The sequence below is a fragment of the Microvirga makkahensis genome, assembly GCF_009830105.1.
In the GTDB taxonomy this organism is placed as follows: Bacteria; Pseudomonadota; Alphaproteobacteria; order Rhizobiales; family Beijerinckiaceae; genus Microvirga; species Microvirga makkahensis.
This window is the reverse complement of the sequence record NZ_WURB01000001.1, coordinates 553,745-570,901: the sequence shown is the minus strand read 5'-3', so window position 1 is coordinate 570,901 and position 17,157 is coordinate 553,745. Positions and strand designations below refer to the sequence as shown.

16 protein-coding genes are annotated in these 17,157 nt (G+C 66.8%); 7 read left to right on the top strand and 9 right to left on the bottom strand.

Annotated elements, in window-relative coordinates; all coding sequences use genetic code 11:
- The 3 genes from GR328_RS02845 to GR328_RS02835 form a co-directional block, all read right to left on the bottom strand.
- Positions 1-452: DUF4142 domain-containing protein (locus GR328_RS02845; protein ID WP_160882992.1), on the bottom strand; the 452-nt coding region annotated here is incomplete at its 3' end.
- A 267-nt stretch (positions 453-719) separates the two neighbouring features.
- Positions 720-1,649 carry a metallophosphoesterase family protein gene (locus tag GR328_RS02840; RefSeq protein ID WP_160882991.1) on the bottom strand — a complete coding sequence of 310 codons (930 nt, stop codon included), beginning with the start codon at positions 1,647-1,649 and terminating at the stop codon, positions 720-722.
- Between the two features lie 51 nt (positions 1,650-1,700).
- A complete protein-coding gene (locus tag GR328_RS02835) occupies positions 1,701-1,898 on the bottom strand; it encodes a hypothetical protein (protein ID WP_160882990.1) in 198 nt (65 codons plus the stop codon).
- 603 nt (positions 1,899-2,501) lie between these two features.
- On the opposite strand from GR328_RS02835, the gene GR328_RS02830 reads away from it, so the two are divergent.
- Positions 2,502-2,984: an NUDIX domain-containing protein gene (locus GR328_RS02830; protein WP_160882989.1), complete on the top strand. Its 483-nt coding sequence runs from the start codon at positions 2,502-2,504 to the stop codon at positions 2,982-2,984.
- Positions 2,985-3,140: 156 nt separating this feature from the next.
- A complete protein-coding gene (locus GR328_RS02825; RefSeq protein WP_160882988.1) occupies positions 3,141-3,650 on the top strand; it encodes a GNAT family N-acetyltransferase in 510 nt (169 codons plus the stop codon).
- Between the two features lie 127 nt (positions 3,651-3,777).
- Here GR328_RS02825 and GR328_RS02820 read toward each other — a convergent pair whose 3' ends face one another.
- From GR328_RS02820 to GR328_RS02805, 4 genes are read right to left on the bottom strand one after another with little or no spacing between them, the layout of a single operon-like run.
- Entirely contained in the window at positions 3,778-5,856 is a 2,079-nt protein-coding gene (locus GR328_RS02820; protein ID WP_160882987.1) for a hypothetical protein, read from the bottom strand.
- Positions 5,857-5,864: 8 nt separating this feature from the next.
- Positions 5,865-8,669: a DUF4159 domain-containing protein gene (locus GR328_RS02815; protein ID WP_160882986.1), complete on the bottom strand. Its 2,805-nt coding sequence runs from the start codon at positions 8,667-8,669 to the stop codon at positions 5,865-5,867.
- Positions 8,670-8,672: 3 nt separating this feature from the next.
- Positions 8,673-9,599 (bottom strand): DUF58 domain-containing protein, encoded by a 927-nt coding sequence (locus GR328_RS02810; RefSeq protein ID WP_160882985.1) that lies wholly within the window; start codon positions 9,597-9,599, stop codon positions 8,673-8,675.
- Between the two features lie 10 nt (positions 9,600-9,609).
- Positions 9,610-10,626 (bottom strand): AAA family ATPase, encoded by a 1,017-nt coding sequence (locus GR328_RS02805; RefSeq protein ID WP_160882984.1) that lies wholly within the window; start codon positions 10,624-10,626, stop codon positions 9,610-9,612.
- Positions 10,627-10,825: 199 nt separating this feature from the next.
- Here GR328_RS02805 and GR328_RS02800 point away from each other — a divergent pair, with 199 nt between their 5' ends.
- The 4 genes from GR328_RS02800 to GR328_RS02785 are packed head-to-tail and all read left to right on the top strand — an operon-like array spanning position 10,826 to position 13,561.
- Positions 10,826-11,428, top strand: a complete 603-nt coding sequence (locus GR328_RS02800) for a DUF1285 domain-containing protein (protein WP_160882983.1) — start codon at positions 10,826-10,828, stop codon at positions 11,426-11,428.
- Positions 11,425-12,063 (top strand): CoA pyrophosphatase, encoded by a 639-nt coding sequence (locus tag GR328_RS02795; protein ID WP_160882982.1) that lies wholly within the window; start codon positions 11,425-11,427, stop codon positions 12,061-12,063. Before GR328_RS02800 ends, GR328_RS02795 begins: the two co-directional genes overlap by 4 nt.
- Positions 12,060-12,317, top strand: coding sequence for a DUF6111 family protein (locus tag GR328_RS02790; protein ID WP_160882981.1), 258 nt, complete (start codon positions 12,060-12,062; stop codon positions 12,315-12,317). The genes GR328_RS02795 and GR328_RS02790 overlap by 4 nt, the downstream gene beginning before the upstream one ends.
- Positions 12,314-13,561 carry a tRNA nucleotidyltransferase/poly(A) polymerase-related protein gene (locus GR328_RS02785; RefSeq protein ID WP_160882980.1) on the top strand — a complete coding sequence of 416 codons (1,248 nt, stop codon included), beginning with the start codon at positions 12,314-12,316 and terminating at the stop codon, positions 13,559-13,561. Before GR328_RS02790 ends, GR328_RS02785 begins: the two co-directional genes overlap by 4 nt.
- 113 nt (positions 13,562-13,674) lie before the next feature.
- Here the strand turns inward: GR328_RS02785 and hemF are convergent, their stop codons facing one another.
- A complete protein-coding gene (gene hemF / locus GR328_RS02780) occupies positions 13,675-14,571 on the bottom strand; it encodes an oxygen-dependent coproporphyrinogen oxidase (protein ID WP_160882979.1) in 897 nt (298 codons plus the stop codon).
- 11 nt (positions 14,572-14,582) lie between these two features.
- Positions 14,583-15,062 carry a tRNA (cytidine(34)-2'-O)-methyltransferase gene (locus GR328_RS02775; RefSeq protein WP_160882978.1) on the bottom strand — a complete coding sequence of 160 codons (480 nt, stop codon included), beginning with the start codon at positions 15,060-15,062 and terminating at the stop codon, positions 14,583-14,585.
- A 97-nt stretch (positions 15,063-15,159) separates the two neighbouring features.
- Here GR328_RS02775 and GR328_RS02770 point away from each other — a divergent pair, with 97 nt between their 5' ends.
- Positions 15,160-17,025: an ABC transporter ATP-binding protein gene (locus tag GR328_RS02770; protein WP_160882977.1), complete on the top strand. Its 1,866-nt coding sequence runs from the start codon at positions 15,160-15,162 to the stop codon at positions 17,023-17,025.
- Positions 17,026-17,157 lie beyond the last annotated feature (132 nt).

Here is a 17,157-nt window from a genome sequence, read left to right as displayed (position 1 = left end):
AGAGCGCCGACCCCCGCACCTGCCAGGGTGCCGGCCGCCGTGCCGCCGGCTGCATTCGGCGAAGTCGCGGCCGCGCCTGCGGTCGTGCCGGCTGCGGCACCGACGCCTGCGCCGACCGCGGCGCCGACGGGGCCGCCGACCAGCGCGCCGATCCCGGCGCCCGCCAGGGTGCCGCCAAGGGACCCGGGAATGAATTCACCGGATGCGGAATAGACTGCGCGGCCGCCGTTCAGAGCCTGGCTGGTCATGGCATGGGCCCGGATCATCTCTTGGGCGAAATTGTGCACGGCGGGATTGCGGGAGCGCTGGAGGGCGAGCTGGCTCGACGCAATCTCGAAGGCGTCGGATTGAGCCGCCATCGTGCGGTAGGTCCGGCTGTCCATCACCGCTTGAGCGAAGGCCGGGGCGGAGATCGACGCAAGCAAGGCCGCGAGAACAACATGTTTCTTCATCGGAGAACTCCTGTTTCAGGGAGCGCAGTACACCGAGCGAAGCCCGCGAGGCTTGCAAAGCTGACAGGTGGCTGCTGCAACCCGGTCAACGAGGAGCGATATGGGCGGTTCCAGAAAAGAGAAAGATTGAGTTCAGGGTGCAATCGTTATTGTCGAGCTTAAAGCGCGGGGGGAGCGCCGCAGACCAAGAACTGCTCCACCCGATTTGAGCGCTCAACCAGGGTGAATCGGTCGAATGCTTGTCCGGGAGCCGGAATCGTTATCGCATCATCGATGCGGCGCCCACGGCTTTTCATGAGACTGGCGGATCCGCGCGAGGGACAGCATGCCCATGCCACCTACCGTGCCGTCAGGCTTCAGGCCTCGCAGTTCCGCCTGGAGCAGGAAACCGGTTTCATCCCGGTCGATCGTGAAAAGATGATAGCCGGCCTTGTGCGTGAGCGTTCCCCCGCGCGCCGACGCGGAAGGGGCGCCGATGACGGGAACCGGGCCGCGCGGACCTTCGAGATGCGCGAGCGAGCCCACATGATTGTGCCCATGAAGGATGAGCTCGGCGCCGACGCGCCTGATCATGGCCTCGAAGCGCTTGGCATCGGTGAGATTGCGTCCGGGCTCTGCTCCGCCGACATGGGGCGGGTGATGGATGAGGACGATCCGGAAGCAGGACGGGTCGCGTCCCAACTGGCCCAGCATTTCCTCCGCTGCCTTCGTCTGTTTCGAGCCCACGCGCCCGCTTGCGACGAAGGGAAGGGTCGGAATGGCGGAGGACAGGCCGAGGATGGCGATGGAGCCATAACGGCGAAGGTAGGGGAAGACGGCCTCGCGTCCGTCGTCGCCGCGCGTCCACGGCGCAACCTTCTTGAGCAGGCCTTCGAGCGAGCCGCGCACATAGGCGTCGTGATTGCCCGGCACGAAGGTGACGCACGCCGGATCGCCCAGGCTCTCCAGAAAGACCCGCGACGTCTCCCACTCGTCGGGCAGGCCGATATTGCAGGTGTCGCCCGTGCAGGTGATGTGATCGGGCTTCTGCGCATGAATATCGGCGACGAGCTCCGCCAGGAGCTCCATGTCGTGCAGATCCTGTCTGCTGCGACGCCAGTTGTACCAGCCGGTCAGGCGCTTGCTCAGCAACTGCTTGAGACGTGGCCGCGGGAGGGGACCCACATGGGGGTCCGTGAGATGGGCGATGCGAAACATGGCAGCCTAATGAAATAGTCGGACGACAGTTCGCCCGTGCCGCCCACGCCGTCAAGCATTGCCGATGAAGATGCCGGCCGGCAGCACCAGCACGCCGCCTACGTTCGCATGATAGGTGGCGCGCCAGAACGGGGTGTCCATGCACTTCGTGCGGATCCAGGGCATCACGACCCCTTCCACGGCGGCCATGAGGCGGCGATGCCGGTCGCCAGAATGAAGGTGCTGGGCCGGGAATCCGGCACCGGACAAGGCAGGGTATCCCCAAGGTCGCCTGCAGCTCCATGAGCTCTGCCTTGCGGCGCATCAGGGGAGCTGGTCGCCGGACCGGGGCTGGTGAAAATCGCAACGGGTGTCGCGGTTGGCCCGCTCCCTTTCGGCCATGCCGCCGAAAAACTCGGACGAGGCGGGAAGATCAGGCGAGGGAGCGCGAAGTCCTGGCGAACCGCTAACCGTTTCCTTCGCTGGCGATGGCGAGCGCGACGGCCTTGCGCTCCGTCAGTTCAGGCAGGAATTTGACAGCTTGTTCGGAGCTGTTCCAAACAGGCCGTGAACGGGAGCCGAGCCTGTCCTGCCCGGCCCGCGACCTGCGCGGACAGGCTCAGTACTGCGCGCCCGGGATCAAGGTCGAGTAGATCGTGCGGTCCTCGAGATCGAGGGCCGGAGACCAGGCGAAGCGGGCGGAGCGGGTGAGGAACGAGAGGATCAGCGACAGAAACATTGGAACACCTTTGTGCTATCGCCGTATTAGACCTTAGTAGAATGCCGGTCACGTGTTATTCTGATGCGTCAGCCATGCATGGGATGAATGTCTTCGTTCATCGTCCTGTAATCTTCTCATGATTTATTGAGCCAATGTCCGACTCCGCGCCATCGAGCAAATCCTCGCGCATGATATCCTGGGGGCTTCACACCTATTGGCGGTTCTCGCGGGGCGTGACCCTGGGGGTGCGGGGCGTGGTTCTCGACGGGAAGGGCCAAGTCTTCCTCATCAGGCACACCTATGTGGCGGGATGGCATCTGCCGGGAGGTGGGGTGGAGACCGGGGAAACTGCCCTCGACGCCCTTGCTCGCGAGCTTAGCGAAGAAGCCTGCATCGCCATCGACGAGCCGCCGGCTCTGGCGGGCGTGTTCTTCAACCGCCGCATCTCCCGGCGCGATCATGTCCTGGTCTATGTGATCCGGCATTTCACGATCCTGGGGGAGAAGCGGCCCGACCGGGAGATCGCGGAGGCCGGGTTCTTTCCCGTCGACCGACTGCCGGAGGGTACGACGGAGGCGACCCGCCGCCGACTGGCCGAAATCCTTGAAGGGCAGCCGCCTTCGTCCATCTGGTGACACAGAAGGATTTGCGTGGCGTCCGCCGGGCTGCTATGGCCAAAAGACCCCAGGACACGCTACGCTCATGCCCCTCATCCGGATTCAGCGACGACGACACGGCTGACGCGACCATCCAGCCGTTCTTCCGTCATCTGCTCCTTTCCGAGTCCGTTCATGACCGAGCTTTCCCTGATCATCCGCTCCGAGCAACCCGTCGATTCCGAGGCCATCGAGCGCCTTCACGAGCGCGCCTTCGGCCCAGGCCGCTTCGCCCGCACGGCTTCCCGGCTGAGGGAGGGCGCCAGCCACCTGCTCGATCTCTCCTTCACCGCTATGGTGGGCACCCTCCTGGTGGGCTCCGTGCGCCTGACGCCGGTCATGGCCGGGGAAGAGCCCGCCCTGATGCTGGGCCCGCTGACCGTCGAACCCGCCTTCGAGAGCCGGGGCATCGGCGCCGCGCTCATGCGCCGGTCGCTGGAGGCGGCGAAGGCGAAGGGCCACGCGCTCGTGCTCCTCGTGGGTGACGAGCCCTATTACAGCCGCTTCGGCTTCAAGCGCGTTCCGCCCCAATTCCTGCAACTGCCCGGACCGGTCAATCCCGCCCGCTTCCTCGCCCTCGAGCTGGAAGAGGGAGCCCTGGCCCGCGCCAGGGGGATCGTGACACCGCTTCCGAGAGAGGCATGACCTAGACAAAGAGTCGAAAGGGGGCCCGTTCTCGGGGACGATGCTCCATTTCTGGAACAGTGCATCGTTCGAAGCGACCCGAAGGGCCACGCTCGTGAAAACCGGGTCCACTTTTTCGCGCGATGCGCTACGCCCTGCGACGGCCTTCCGCGAGCCAGGCGGCGAGCGTCGCGCCGATCAGGAGGGCGAGGCCGAGGAAGCCCAGCGCCAGGGGGAAGACGGAGACGCCGCGGACGATGGCGCTCTCGCTCGGCTTGATGCCGATCCAGTCGCCGCCGGAGAAGCGCGAGCCGGAATGCACCGTGAGGATGCGCGGCACGGTGATGCTCTGGTCGCCCTCCATGGCCACCCTCCGCACCGAACCTCCGGTCGCCCCCGCGATGGGGCTGAGCGCCTCCGTGTTGCTGAACACGTCCATCAATTCGCGCGGATTGGCCGGGCCGATGCTCACGAAGGCGACGAGCTCGCCCGAGCGCACGGTGTGAAGCCCGAGCTCCTTGCTCTCGACCTCGGCGGTGAAGAGGCCCGGCCGGCTCTCGGTCAGCGGGACGCTGGTTTCCGCGCCGCTCGGCGCCGCGAGGGTGACGGGATCGGCGGTGTCCCCCATGGTCTGCCGTTCGATGCGGATGGTGCGGCCGTCGGCGGAGGCGCGAAGGGCCTCCTCTTCCAGCGCCGGTTCCTTCATCAGCCAGTGAGCGAGACGGCGCAGCAGATCGAGATGAGGGCCGCCGTCCTGGTAGCCGCGCGCCCAGAGCCAGGCATGGTCCGAGAGAAGCAGCGCCACGCGCCCCTTCTCCTCTCGGCGGAGCACGAGCAGGGGAAGATCGTTCGCGCCCGACATCAGGGTCGCGCCCGATTGCACCTCCGAGCCGATGATGCGCAGCCACTCGCCCCAGGCCGGCGGTGACGCTTCGGAGCCCGGCAGGTCCCGCGTCACAGGATGGCGGTTGCCCGTGTCGGTGATGCTGGCCTTGTAGGGCTGCTCGACGATGCGGCCGTTGGGAATGCCCGGGATGACTGGCGCGAGGCGGGTCTGCGCGAGGCTGCCGTAGCTGGCGAATTCCGGACCCGCCGCCACGAGGATCGCGCCGCCCTCCCGCACGTAGCGAACAATGTTCTCGAAATAGCTCGAGGGCAGGATGCTCTGGTTCGCGTAGCGGTCGAAGATGATCAGGTCGAAGTCCTTGATCTTCTGCTGGAACAGCTCGCGAGTGGGGAAGGCGATCAGCGAGAGTTCGTTGATCGGCGTGCCGTCCTGCTTCTCCGGCGGGCGCAGGATCGTGAAGTGGACGAGATCCACGTTGGCGTCGGACTTCAGCAGGTTGCGCCATGTGCGCTCGCCGGCATGAGGCTCGCCGGAGACGAGCAGCACGCGCAGCTTCTCGCGGATGCCTTCGATGGGCACGACCGCGCGGTTGTTGGCCTGCGTCAGCTCGTTGGGCAGGCCTTCCACCTCCAGTTCGACCACGTTGGTGCCGCCGTGCTCGATATGGACCTGCAGCGAGAACGGCGTGTCGGCGCGCACCTGCTGGCGCGAGAGAACCTGCCCGTCGCGGCGGAGCGTGACGAGGGCCGAGCCCGTGCCGCCGCGCTCCATCACCTGCGCGCGAATGGTCTGTTCCTTGCCGACGATCCCGAAACGCGGAGCCTCGATCAGCTTGATCTGCCGGTCGCGCTCGTCGGGGCGCCCCGTGATGAGAGCATGAAGCGGCGCGCGGAAGCCCAGCGCATCGGCATTGGGCGGGATGTCGTGCACCACACCGTCCGTGATCAGGATGACGCCCGCGAGACGGTCCGGCGGCACGTCGGCCAAGCCGTTGGAAAGGGCGGCGAAAAGGCGCGTGCCCTCGTCGCCGCCGCTGTCGTCCGCCTGGATATACCGCGTCTCCACATCGGCCATCGAGCCGAAGCGGCGTTCCAGTTCGGCTCTCACCTGATCCGTCATCGCGGAGCGGTCGCCGAGCGTCTGCGAGGTCGAGCGGTCGGTCACGACAGCGACGATATCCTTCACCTTCTCGCGTTCTTCCTGCACGAGCGAGGGATTGGCGAGCGCGAGGAGCACGAGCGCCAGCGCGACGGCCCTGAGGATCGCAACCGGACCGCGGGAAAAGATGGCCAGCAGCGCCAGCAGCGCGGCGACGGCGCCGACGAGCCAGAGCGCGTAAGCGGGAATGAGGGGGGAGAAGCTGATCGAAAGGACTGACATAACCCCCCTTACTGCCCCAGCCGCTCGAGCAGCGCGGGCACATGCACCTGATCGGCCTTGTAGTTTCCGGTGAGTGAGTACATCACGATGTTGATGCCGCTGCGATAGGCCATCTCACGCTGGCGCTGGTCGCTGCCGACGACGGGGAAGAGATATTCCCCGCGCGGGCCGACGGCCCAGGCGGCGGCAAGGTCGTTGGAGGTGATGATGATCGGCGAGACGCTGTCGCCCGAGCGGGCAGGGCGGTTCTCCTCGCCCTCGGCCTGCGGCGGAAGGGCCTCCACCCAGGTTTGCCCGGTGGCATAGCGGCCGGGGAAGGAATCGAGGATGTAGAACGTCTTCGTCAGCACGTGATCGGCAGGCACCGGCTCGAGCTCGGGAATGTCGAGGGTGGCCAGCATCCGGCGCAGGTACTGGCCCTCTGCGCTGACGGCTCCATCGGGGCGGTTGCTGAAGGCGTCACGCGTGTCGAAGATCACGGTGCCGCCGCCCTTCATGAAGGCGTCGAGACGCCGGATCGCCGCTTCGGACGGCATCGGCCGCGTGGCGACGATGGGCCAGTAGATCAGCGGGTAGAAGGCCACCTCGTCCCGCGAGAGATCGATGCCGATGGGATCGCCCGGCGAAAGAGCCGTGCGCTGCGACAGGATCTGCGTCAGGCCCGTGAGCCCGGCCTTGCTCGTCTCGTCGACGTCCGCGTCGCCCGTGATCACGTAGGCCAGCCGTGTGACGAGGGCAGGGTTCGCATTCTCGTCCGTCCGGCGAAAACCGAGGTCCTGAGCTCTCGCATCGAAGGCGGTCGAGAAGACCAGCGTCGCCGCGAAAAGGACGGAGGCTGCGGCGCCCGCCCTGCGCAGCCGTCTGGAGAGGTTCGAGAGATGACCGCCGAGCCAGAGCGAGGCCAGGGTGTCGGCAAGAAGCAGGATGAGAGCGAGCATGAAGAGTGGCATGCGAAGATCGATGGTCTGAGCGCCCGCCAGTGGTGCGATCCGCGCGCCGAGCGGGGTGACGTTGAGCGGTGCGAGTTTGTCTCCCGGCAGGAGAGCATTCACGGCAAGGCTCGAATCGACGGGGCCGTAGAAGCCCGGCGGATGCTCTCCAGTGGCGCGCTCGCCGTAGCTGCGAGGCACGGCGCGGGCATTGGCGGGCGGTGTCGCGAACGCGCCGTAGCCGTCGAGGGTCAGGCGCGGAGCGACGGTTTCGTTCTCCGCGTTGCGCGCTTCGGCGCTCACGTCGCTGGGTGCGCCTGCGAGAGCCGTGATCCGCCGCAGCATGTCGACGAACAGGCCGGAGAGCGGCAGGTTCGACCAAGTGGTGTCCGCCGTCACGTGGAAGAGCACGATGAGGCCGTCTCCGCGCTTGTCCGCGGTCACGATCGGCGTTCCGTCGGCGAGCGACGCCCAGGTGCGCGAGGGCAGGTCGCCGTCGGGCTCGGCGAGGATCTGACGGCGAATGCCGATTTCGTCCGGAACGCTCAGTCCGAAGAAGGGGCTCTCGCGGGTGAAGGGTGCGAAGGTCTTCGGCGTGTCCCACGACAGCGAGCCGCCGAGGCTGCGCCCGCCGCGGCGCAGGCGCACCGGCACGAGTTCGTCGTTGCCGGCCGCCAGGCGCGAGCCCGCGAAGCGCAGGAGGAGCCCGCCGTTCTCCACGAATTCCGTGACCCGGTCCATGGTCTCGCGGTCGAGGCCGCCCACATCGGCGAACACGAGCACGGAGACCTGTTCCTCGATCAGCTGATTCACCGCATCGGCGACGCCGCCGCGGCCCAGGCGGATCTCCGAATAGGGAGAGAGCGCCCGCTCGATGTAATAGAGCGGCGACAGCAAAGGCTGGCTCTGATCGGCGGTGCCGCCGAAGACGAGTCCGACGCGCCGGCGTTTGCCGCGCTCGTCGATCAGGTTAACGGCGCCGGCGGAGCCTTCGCCGAGTATCTCGATGCGGGCGATGGCGTTCCTGATCTCGGTCGGCAGATCGAAGGCGACTGTCGTCTCGGTCGCGTCCGGCTCGAAGCTGAAGCGCATGTCGGCGAGCGGCAGGTTCTTGAGGTCCAGCGCGCGCAAGGTGCCGGAGTCGCGGCCGTTGGGCTCCGCCCGCACCACACGCGCGTTCAAGCGGCCGCCGGCATTCTCGATGCCTGCCAAAGCAAGCGTGGAAGCGCGCTCGGATTTGAGCACCGTGATCCGCCGGTCATCCGCCATCTGTGCCATGCCGTCGATGAAGCCTTGCCCGTCAACGCCCGCCACCCCGTCACTGATCCAGACAATGTCGGCGTCGGGGGTGCTTTCGAGAAAGCGCCGGATGGGTTCCAGGTGGGCTGCGCGATCCTGCAGGTGCGGTTGCGGCTTCAGGGAGCGCAGGCGCTCCAGCGCCGCCGCCGGATCGGTCTGCTCGAGAGCGGCAGGCTGCTCCGCCGTCGCGACGAGGGTTACGGTGCGCCCGTCGCGGCCTGCCGCTTCGATGCGTTCGGAGGCGAGATTCATCCTGTCCCGCCAGTCGTGGGCGGCGGCGAAGCCGTTGTCCATGACGAGCAGGAGCGGCCCACGGCTGCTGTCCTCGGCAAGCGGATTCCAGATCGGCCCCGCGGCGGCGAGGATGAGGAAAGCCGCGAGAGCCAGGCGCATGAGCAGCAGCCACCAGGGCGTGCGGGCGGGTGTCTCCTGCTCCGGCCGCAGATCGGCGATGATCTTGAGGGGCGGAAAATCCACGCGCCTCGGCTGCGGCGGCGTGATGCGCAGGAGCAGCCAGATCGCGGGAAGGGCGGCGAGCGCCGTCAGGACGAGCGGAACGGTGAAGGTGAGGGGAAGGCCGAGCATGATCTAGCGCCCTCGCAGATTCGTGCCGCGTGCCGCCGATACCAGCGTCAGCAGACGGAGCGCGGCTTCGCTCGCGGGCCGGTCAGTGCGGTGGATCGTGAAGGTCCAGCCCCGGCGGCGCGTGATCTCCTGCAGTTCGGACCGATGCCGCTCGATCCGCTCGCGATAGGCGCGGCCCCAGGACTCGGCGTCGCCGATGCGCAGGGAAAGGCCGTCCTCCAGGTCGTGCAGAACCGCCTGTCCCTGAAACGGGAAGGTCTCCTCGACCGGATCCACGATCATGACGAGATGGCCGCGCGCGCCGCGGGCCGAGATACCTTCCACGGCGGAGGCGATGTCGGGCACGGGCGAGAGAAAATCGCTGACCAGGATGACTTCGTGCTGGGGCGCGACGGGAGCGCCGGGGGGAAGATCGTCCTCCAGCGAGGAGCGGTCCGCCACCAGATTCTGCGCCATGGTCTCGGCGATGCGCCGGGTGGCGCGGGGCGCCATGAGGCCCAGCATGCCGACGCGCTCGCCCGATTCCACGAAGCAATCGGCCAAGGCCAGCGCCAGCACGACGGCGCGTTCGATCTTCGGCGCCTGGGCGAACTCCGATGAGTAGCCCATGGAGGCGGAGCGGTCGATCCAGACCCACAGGGTCTGCGCCGTCTCCCATTCGCGCTCGCGCACATAGAGCCGGTCGTCCCGGCCCGAGCGGCGCCAGTCGATGCGCTGCGCGGCTTCACCCGTCACGAAGGGTCGGAACTGCCAGAAGCTCTCGCCGACGCCCGCGCGCCTGCGGCCGTGGATGCCGTGGGCGAGATTCGCCGCCACGCGTCTCGCTTCGAGCACGAGGCGCGGCATGCGACGGGCGAGCGAGAGCGCGCTCTCGGTTTCGTGACGCCCCGGCGAGCGGGCACCCTCGGGAAGGACCCGGACACGGGCCATGACGCGGTTCCTAGCCCGCCAGCCGGGCGGTGAGGCGGCCGATGACGCTCGACAGCGTCTCGCCATCGGCGCGGGCGGAGAAGGTGAGGGCCATGCGATGCTTGAGGATCGGCTCGGCCAGAGCCGCCACGTCGGCGATGGAGGGCGCGATGCGGCCTTCGATGAGGGCTCTCGCGCGCACCGCCAGCATCAGCGCCTGGCTGGCGCGGGGGCCGGGACCCCACAGGATCCGGTCGCTCACGCCATCGATGCTCTCGTTCTCGGGACGGGCCGAGCGCACGAGGTCGAGGATCGCCTCGACGACGCTTTCGCCGACAGGCAGGCGGCGCACGAGCCGCTGGGCGTTCATGAGCGCATCGGCGTTCATCACCGCGACGGGCTTATGGTCCTCCGCGCCGGTCGTCTCGATAAGGATGCGCCGCTCTGCGTCCCGGCTCGGATAGCCCACGTCGATCTGCAGGAGAAACCGGTCCAACTGGGCCTCGGGAAGGGGATAGGTGCCCTCCTGCTCCACCGGGTTCTGCGTGGCGAGCACGTGGAAGGGCTGGGGCAGGTCGTGCCGCTCGCCGCCCACCGAGACGTGATGCTCCTGCATGGCCTGCAACAGGGCGGACTGGGTGCGCGGACTCGCGCGGTTGATCTCGTCCGCCATGAGAAGCTGGGTGAAGACAGGGCCCTTTACGAAACGGAAGGACCGGCGTCGGTCGGCCCCTTCATCGAGGATTTCCGATCCCAGGATGTCGGACGGCATCAGGTCGGGGGTGAACTGGATGCGGCGGGCATCCAGTCCGAGGACGGTGCCGAGAGTTTCGACGAGCTTGGTCTTGGCCAGGCCCGGGACGCCCACGAGCAGACCGTGGCCGCCCGCGAGCAGGGTGATGAGGGTCTGGTCGACCACGTCTTCCTGGCCGAAGATGACGGAATGGATGGCCTCCCTGGCGCGACCGACAGTCTCAAGCGTTGCCTCCGCGTTGCGGATGATCGCGTCGTCCAGGGCGGTGGGCGCTTGAGAAATGCTGGCCGTCATGAGGTCTTTCTCCCTCTCGTTTCCTACGCCCCAGATATCTAGTCTGCCTTCGATCCCTATCGAGTGGCAAGGGTCGATGCGCCGCAGAGGACGGGGCCGAAGGATTGGATGTAGCGGCTCGAGACCCTATGCTTAGGAATTATCCTGCGACAGCTCTTCGTCGATCCTCGGAGTTCACTTTCTTGTTCACACTCGCGTCATGACCGTTTCCAACATCCCGACCCCCGGTAGCGCACTGGCCCGCCTGACGGAGGCGCTCGGCTCCGATTCCAAGCGGAAGGGTCCCCCGCCGGTGGAGCGCTGGAATCCGCCCTATTGCGGCGAGATCGACATGCGCATCGCTGCCGACGGCTCCTGGTACTACATGGGCTCGCCCATCAAACGGCCTGCCCTCGTCAGGCTGTTTTCCTCCGTCCTGCGCAAGGATCCCGAGCGCTACGTGCTCGTCACCCCCGTCGAGCGGGTGGGGATCGTCGTGGAGGACGCCCCCTTTCTCGCGGTCGAGATGGCGGTCGAGGGAGAGGGGGATTCCCGCCAGATCGCATTGCGCACCAATGTCGACGATCTGGTGCAGGTCGGGCCGGCCAATCCCCTGCGCTTCGCGGAGGATGAATATGGAGGCGTGAAACCCTATGTGAAGGTCCGTGGAGATCTGTGGGCCCTTGTCACCCGTTCCCTCGCCATGGACCTGATCGCACTCGCCGAGGAGCGGCGGGTCGGGGGACAGAGCCTCTTCGGGATCGCGGTGAAGGATGCGTTCTTTGCCATTGCCTCCGCCGCGGACCTGGAGGAACTTTCATGAGGGCCGCCCCCCTGGACAGGCCAGATTTCCTGACGCTGGCCACCGAGCGGCTGCGGCCCGAGCCGCCGCATCTTGGGGATGCGCTCTCCAACCCCCGTGGCGACCACAGCCTCGACAACGTGCCCCTGACGTTTCCTCTCGACCCGAAGCCCGCCGCCGTTCTGGTGCCCGTCGTAATGCGCGAGGAGCCGACCCTGCTCCTGACCGAGCGTTCCGCGGCCCTTCGCCAGCATTCGGGGCAGATCGCCTTCCCGGGCGGCCGGGTCGATCAGACGGACGACTCGATCCTGGCGGCCGCCTGCCGCGAGGCCGAGGAGGAGATCGGGCTCGACAGCCGCTTCATCGGCCTGCTCGGCTATCTCGACGCCTATCTCTCCACCACCAACTACCTGGTGATCCCCGTCGTGGCGCGCGTCTCGCCGTCCTACACGCTCAACCTCAACCCCCATGAGGTGGCCGATGCCTTCGAGGTGCCGCTGAGCTTCCTCATGGACCCGGCCCGTCACGAGCTGCATTCCCGCGAGTGGAAAGGCCGGCTGCGCCGCTATTACGCGATGCCCTACGAAGGACGTTACATCTGGGGAGTGACGGCGGGGATCATCCGCAATCTTTATGAAAGGCTCTACACACAGTGACACGCGCGTTCCTGCAGGGATTGGTGCTGTTTCTCCTGCCCTTCGTTCTCTTTGCCGCGTATCTCGTGATCCGTCGCCGCAACGCTCTGGCTTGGTCCTCGTGGAGCGACCAATCGCTCTGGCTCGCCATCGCCGGACTGATTATGGTCATCGTCTCGATCGTCGTCACGGGCATGACGATGGATGGCCAGACTGGCGCCTTCGTGCCGACGCATATCGAGAACGGGCGAGTCGTCCCGGGGCAGTTTCAGTGAACCAGCATCTCGATCACAAGGCGCTTCTTGGCCTGCTCGAGCGCCCGCAGCTGCGCCGCCTTCTCGAAGCCTTCAACGGCAAGGGCGAGGAGACGCGCATCGTCGGCGGAGCCGTGCGCAACGCCCTGCTCGGGCGTCCCGTGACGGAAGTGGACTGCACCACCACCATGCTGCCCGAAGCCATGGTGAAGTGCGCGAACGAGGCCGGGTTCAGGTCCGTTCCGACCGGCATCGAGCACGGCACCGTCACGGTGATCGTCGATGGCGAGCCCTTCGAGGTCACCACCCTGCGTGTCGATGTGGAGACGAACGGGCGTCAGGCCGTCGTGCATTTCGGGCGCGACTTCGTGCTCGACGCCAGGCGGCGCGATTTCACCATCAACGCCCTGTCGCTGGGCGTTGACGGGCGGCTTTACGACTACACGAACGGGACCGCAGATCTCCAGGCGCGACGGGTGCGCTTCATCGGCGATGCGCGCACGCGCATTCGCGAGGATTACCTGCGCATCATGCGCTTCTTCCGTTTCCATGCGGAGTACGCAAACGGCGAGCCCGATCCGGAGGGGCTCGCCGCATCCGGTGCCGAGCGGCAGGGACTGTCGATCCTTTCCAAGGAGCGGATCCGTCACGAACTTCTCAGGCTCCTCGTGGCACAGCGCGCGGAGGATACGCTCGGCGTGCTCGCCCGTCACGGTTTCCTGATCTGGCTCCTCGCGGGTGCAGCGGAGTTCGGGCGGTTCCGCAGGATTGCGACCTTCGACAGGGAGCATCCGGTGCCGGTCTGGCGTCTCGCGGCGCTCGCCGTCATGGTCGAGGAGGATGCGGATCGCCTGCGCGAGCATCTGAGACTGTCCAACGACGAGCACAAGAAGCTCGCGGCCTATGCGCGGCTGCTCGCCGTTCTCAAGACCTGGGCCCGGCCGATCGACGCGGCCGCCATTCGCCGTCTCGTGGCCGTCCACGGGGTCGAGACGTCGAGCGTCGTTTTGGCGGCGATCGATGGAGAGCCATCGCCCGGCATCGAGAAGCAGGCACGGGATGCTCTCGACCTCTTCGGGAGCGGCGCAGAGCCCGTGCCGGCCTTTCCGCTGCGCGGTGCCGATCTCGTCGCGCGCGGGATTCCGAAGGGGCCGAGGATCGGCGAGATTCTCGGCCTGGCGCGTCAGGCATGGCTCGCGGAAGGGTGCCGCACGGACGAGGCCTACGCGAAGGAGCTGCTTGAGCGGGTTCTGGCGCGGACCTGAGCACTTCACGTCATCACCGGCCTTGTGCCGGTGATCCCACTTTCGTCAAGCGCCGCGCTCTTCCCACCGGGATGGCCGGTACGAGCCCGGCCATGACATGGAGGCTGCGCAGCCTAGGGCCACCGCACCGTCGGCGGCATCGAGGAGAGGATGGAGGCGATGTTGCCGCCGGTCTTGAGGCCGAAGATGGTGCCGCGGTCGTAGAGCAGGTTGAACTCCACGTAGCGTCCACGGCGCACCTGCTGCTCGAAACGGTCTTGTTCCGTCCAGCTCTTCGTCACGTTGCGGCGCACGATTTCGGGATAGATCCTCAGGAAGGCCTCGCCCACGTCCCTGGTGAAGGCGAGATCCTCGTCCGGATTCCCGGTCCAGTGATAATCGTAGAAGATGCCGCCGATCCCGCGCGGCTCGTGCCGGTGCTTGAGGTAGAAATACTCGTCGCACCACGCCTTGTACCTCTCGTAGGAGCCTTGCGGCGCATGGCGGCGGCAGGCCTCTTCCATGGCCGCGTGGAAGCTGATGCTGTCGGGGTCGTCCTGTGTCCTGCGGCGGTCGAGCACGGGCGTGAGGTCCGCCCCGCCCCCGAACCAAGCCTTCGTCGTCACCACGAAACGCGTGTTCATGTGGACGGTGGGCACGTTCGGGTTCCACGGATGGGCAATGAGCGAGATGCCGCCGGCCCAGAAGCGCGGGTCCTGGTCCGAGCCGGGGATCTGGCCGCGGAATTCCGGCGCGAACTCGCCGTGAACCGTCGAAACATGTACGCCCACCTTCTCGAACACGCGCCCGCACATCATCGACATCACGCCGCCTCCGCCAGGGGCGCCGCTGTGATCCTTGCGCTCCCAGGGGGTGCGCTCGAAGCGCCCCGCCTCCGATGCCTCCGGGGGCAGGGGCGCCGCGACTTCGTCCTCGATCGCCTCCAAGGCGGCGCAGATCCGGTCGCGGAGGGAGGCGAACCAGAGAGGGGCTTCGATCTGCAGGCGTTCGATGTCGGCTTTATCAGTCATGGGTGGTCGCCTCACATGTCGGTTGGCGCGGGAATAGGAAAGGCCCCGGTTTGCCGCAAGGCCTCGCCGAGGATCATGGCGGCCGTCACGGCCACGTTGAGCGAGCGCATGCCCGCCTGCATGGGCACGACGATCCTGGCATCCGCTGCCGCATGGACCTCGTCCGGCACCCCGGCGGATTCTCGACCGACCAGGACGATGTCCTCGGGCTCGTAACGGAAATCCGTGTAGGGCACGGCGCCCTTCGTGGTGGCGAGCACCAGCCTGCCTCCGCCGCCGCGCCGCCATTCCTCGAAGGCGCGCCAGGAGATGTGACGCGTGATCGTCACGTGGTTGAGATAATCCATGCCGGAGCGGCGAAGGTTGCGGTCCGACACGTCGAAGGCCGCGGGCTCGATGATCTCCACGGGAACGCCGAGGCAGGCGGCAAGACGCAGCATGGTGCCGGTGTTCTGCGGAATGTCCGGCTGGAATATGGCGAGACGAGGCATGACACCCTCATCGGTGCAGGAGCGGCCCACGTCAAGTGAACGCTTTCCCTCCCGCCCGTGTTAAGCAGGGACCAGGACGGAGAAGGCGGGGAAGGGAATGTTCCGGTGGCTGGAAAAGCGGGTCGATCCGTTCGCGCCGTTCGATGAAACCGAGACGCCGCCGAACAAGGTGGGGGCCTTCATCTGGCATTATCTCAGGCCCATCCGCTTCTGGCTCGCCATCCTGTTTCTCGTGGCGCTGATCGCGGGCCTGTTCGAATCGTCCCTCTACATCCTGCTGGGCCGGCTGGTGGACATCCTGGCGAGTTCCACGCCGGACCGGATATGGGCCGAGCACGGCACCACTCTCCTGGTGATGGCGACCCTCGTCCTCTTCGTCAGGCCGGCCCTGAACTTCGCGCATGAGCTGGTCTCCAATCAGGTGATCATCCCGCAGAGCACCAACATGATCCGCTGGCGGACGCATGTTTACACGCTGGGCCATGCGGTGAGCTACTTCCAGGCCGATTTCGCGGGCCGTCTCGCCAACCGCATCATGCAGGGCGGAGGCGCCGTCCGAAGCATCGCCGTAACCCTGATCGACACGCTGCTTTACGTCGCGATCTATGCGGTCACGGCCCTGGGCGTCTTTTCCAGCGTCAGCCCATGGCTTGCCCTGCCCATGGGGCTCTGGATCATCGGATATGCCGTTCTCCTGCGCTTCTTCGTCCCACGGGCCAAGGAGCGCTCCCTGAAGGTGGCCGATACCCGCTCGGCGCTCGTCGGGCGCGTGGTGGACAGCTATACCAACATTCTCACGGTCAAGCTCTTCGCTCGGGCCGACGAGGAGCGTTCGGCCGTCAAGGAGGCCGTCCAGGCCAATACGGACGCCTTCCTCCGGTCCCTGAGGCTCAATTCCGTCGTCGCAGGACTCCTGTCGGTCATGAACAGCCTGCTTCTGGCGGCGACCGGGGCCCTCTCGGTGCTCCTGTGGAGCCGGGGCACCATGACGAGCGGCGAGGTCGCCGCCGGACTTGCCCTGGTGATGCGGATCCTCGCCATGTCCGGCTGGGTCATGCACACGGTACGCGATGTTTTCGAGAATATCGGAACGGTCCAGGAGAGCATGCAGACCATTGCCCGCCCTCACGGGCTCGTGGATGCGCCCCAGGCGCCGCACCTCAAGATCATGCGGGGAGAGATCCGTTTCGAGAACGTCTCCTTCCACTACGGCAAGGAGGAGGGTGTCATCGAGGGGCTCACCCTCACGATCCGGGCCGGGGAGAAGGTGGGGCTCGTGGGCACCAGCGGCGCGGGCAAGACCACCATCACCTCGCTGCTCCTGCGCCTTCACGACGTGGAGAGTGGGCGCATCCTCATCGACGGGCACGACATCGCCAGGGTCTCGCAGGATTCCCTGCGCTCCTCCATTGCCGTGGTGACCCAGGACACATCGCTCCTCCACCGCTCGATCCGGGACAACATCGCCTATGGACGGCCCGAGGCCACTGAGAGGGAGATCATGGAGGCGGCGCGCCTCGCCCATGCCCATGATTTCATCATGGGACTCGAGGATCACCGGGGCCGGCGCGGCTACGACGCCCATGTGGGCGAACGGGGCGTGAAGCTCTCCGGCGGGCAGCGCCAGCGCATCGCGATCGCCCGCGTCATTCTGAAGAACGCGCCGATCCTGGTGCTGGATGAGGCGACGTCGGCTCTGGATTCCGAGATCGAGGCGGCGATCCAGGAATCCCTGTCCACCCTCATGAAGGGCAAGACGGTGCTCGCCATCGCCCACCGCCTCTCCACCATCGCGGCCCTCGACCGCTTGGTCGTCCTCGAGGCGGGGCGGATCGTGGAGGAGGGTACCCATGCGGAGCTTCTCCGGGCCGGCGGGCTCTACGCCCGGCTCTGGCGGCGCCAATCGGGCGGCTTCCTGGGCGCGAGGGACGGCGAGGAGGCCCCGGAGGCGGTCTCGTTCTAGGCCTCTTTCTCAGGGAACAGGTTGGAACATCTCCAATCCGCCTATGGACAGGCGGGCTTGACCGTGCCAAAGAGCCACCGCGCGGCGACTCCCAGTCGCATTGCGTGCGCGTTGACGCGTATGCTTGTTCCT